Annotated in this window: 3 protein-coding genes; all 3 read left to right on the top strand. The window is 42.7% G+C overall.

The annotated features are described in order from the left end of the window. Nucleotides 1-205: 205 nt before the first annotated feature. On the top strand, nucleotides 206-1,171 hold the full coding sequence (locus NF543_RS25155; protein WP_257957583.1) for a hypothetical protein: 966 nt from the start codon (nucleotides 206-208) through the stop codon (nucleotides 1,169-1,171). Between the two features lie 491 nt (nucleotides 1,172-1,662). After that, nucleotides 1,663-1,974 (top strand): hypothetical protein, encoded by a 312-nt coding sequence (locus NF543_RS25150; protein ID WP_257670957.1) that lies wholly within the window; start codon nucleotides 1,663-1,665, stop codon nucleotides 1,972-1,974. Nucleotides 1,975-2,139: 165 nt separating this feature from the next. Next, the coding region (locus NF543_RS25145) for a TonB-dependent receptor (RefSeq protein ID WP_257670956.1) at nucleotides 2,140-2,376 on the top strand (237 nt) is incomplete at its 3' end.

Here is a 2,376-nt window from a genome sequence, read left to right as displayed (position 1 = left end):
GCGCCATCAATTTCAAAGCGGAGAATATCCTCGGTGCTGAGCGTCAAAGTGTTTATCAGTCGTACGGTGCTGCCGATCAATATTATATGCTCCGCATACCAAACCGTAGCTTTAGCATTGGGTATAGTTATAATTTTTAAGGTTTAAAAGTAGTTATTTACTGACTTTACAAGCTGCTTGGTGTGGGTATACGCCAGGTCGTTTTGTGTTTGAAGGATCTTCAGTGGGTGCGTCAAGTACAAGCATTTCTGGCTTTGGTGCTGCTTTACAAAAGGGATACGAATACACTGGAACTACAAAATCACTGCTTGATGCTATCGATAAACTAAATGAAGAATTGGGGCCTAATGGTAATACCAATTCAATTGCCTTGAACACGCTAAGAGCCAAATCAGCGGTTAATAGCGACGAAGTGGTTGCACCGCAAGCGATTGGGGTTGGTACCGTAGCGGCGGTTATCGGTGTGGTACAAGGCGTAATAGGTGTAGTTAAATCTTTTACAGGTGGAAAGAAAACCACTAAGAATACACAGACATCTATACAATTTGATGGCATTGTGAATACTACGGGTACATCTACTATTTCCAACAATCTGTATAGTATGCAATTTCATCAGGATCCGGAAGCCGCGCTAACGGCTAATCGATATGTTCCGTTGTATACGGATAGGATAGGAATTATGACAGCTCCTGAAGAGGCAAAATTATGGATACAAAGAACTGAGTATTACAATTGCGCCGGTTTAGGCATGCCTCCTGGGTATAGATTGAACGTTTCCAACTATAAGATGAGAACAAACGGAACACACGCTTACTTTTCAATCGATAATATAGAAGGTCTTAAGGTTGATTCAGTTACGTTTGCATTGGTAAGTAAACAGTTTGTCGACCCTACAAAGGAAAGCTTCCTTGTTGGTATGAATAATTCCCCTAACGGTGGATGGCGTGATCTAGAATTTGCAGGGGAATCGAGAAGGAGAAGTGAACGGCTTACCTGGGACAGCGTTCAAACGAGATGGAAAGCAATGATAGAACCCGTGGGATCTTGGGAGGATGATCCGAAATATATAACACTAGCCCAGTTATACTATCCATCGGGCAACTCTACGGATTGGAACGATTACATGACACGACCGAGTTATACTGAAACTCCTTTCTATTCATTGCTGTAGGAGTACATTATCGAATTACCGACCCAAGTTATCCTGATGACGAAGCAAGAGAACGGATAATTTATAAGGTTTTTAAGCCTTTGGACGTTTTTCTTTCTGTCTATGATCATACACCCTATGATGGTGAAATATTGCCAGGTATATATAAGTATGGGTGTCCCTTTTGGAATGAACGTTACTACTAAAGAATCAGGGTATTATATGTATATGTATGTGTATGTTGTCGAAATAAATGCTTATTCACGATACCGTCCCATGTCGGGACGGTATTTTGGAATAGACTCGAACTCGATTCCTTCTTACCGGTTTTTCGATATACCTTAACTCCTCGGAGACCCCCATACTGCCGGACTTTTTATGATAATGGGTTGTAATACAATGAGCAAGAGACTTTATCGGTTGATAAACTGCTGATTAACAAAAAATATGCTGTTGTGTAGCGATCGCAGAGAATTAAACGTTTTCAAGACAAAGCGTAAATAACCAGGATTATGAAAGCATTCAAACACGTAGCGTTGGTACTCGTTGTACTAAGCACCATTTCCTCACTCGGTTGTAAAAAGGAAGACAAAGGCGATGGCTTCATGGGGATCCGGGAAGCTGCTTGGGAATCCCTGTCCGAAACCGAACAATCAACCGTTATCGTGGAGTGGCAGCAAGCCTCGGTGGCGGAAGCCTCCTATCGGGACACAAAGGCATATACAGTCACTTTTTCAACGAGCGATAGTGCCTTGCTTGGCCCAATTGTCGTTTACTTGGATAAACGGACGCTGAAGGTGTTGGGGCAGGGGCTAAGGTTTTAGTTGTGGTTTTTCGTGGAAGAAATCTCTGGAAAATTAACAGGAACCCAACCGTTGATGTCGTTTCCAGACTTCTTTTTTGTCTCGTCAGATTCTAAAAACATAAGACAAATCAATTGTGGAACCTTGAATTGGAGCCTACTTATATTGATAATATCGACTTAATATATGAATTTGTTTGGCGATCGGTCCCAAATGTTCGCGATCGGTGGTTTCTATAAACGCTTCAGGGACCCGATCGAGCTGCAAGTGGCTTCGGATGCAGCACAGAGCAACTTTATCCCCCGGAATGCACCGGTTGCCGATGTGTATGGGGTAGAAGTGGAAGCCCGCAAGAATTTCGGTTTTATCTCGGAGTCTCTGACCGATTTGAGCCTGAACGTGAATGTTACGTTTGCCGAATCG

Origin of the sequence: Parapedobacter tibetensis (assembly GCF_024704835.1) — a bacterium.
GTDB lineage: Bacteria > Bacteroidota > Bacteroidia > Sphingobacteriales > Sphingobacteriaceae > Parapedobacter > Parapedobacter tibetensis.
The sequence above is the reverse complement of the archived record's forward strand: the minus strand, read 5'-3'. Positions and strand labels throughout refer to the sequence as shown.

What these genes read in the sequence shown, in the direction of transcription:
- NF543_RS25150 (WP_257670957.1), top strand. Translation starts at nt 1,663, where the DNA reads ATGAAAGCATTCAAACACGTAGCGTTGGTACTCGTTGTACTAAGCACC.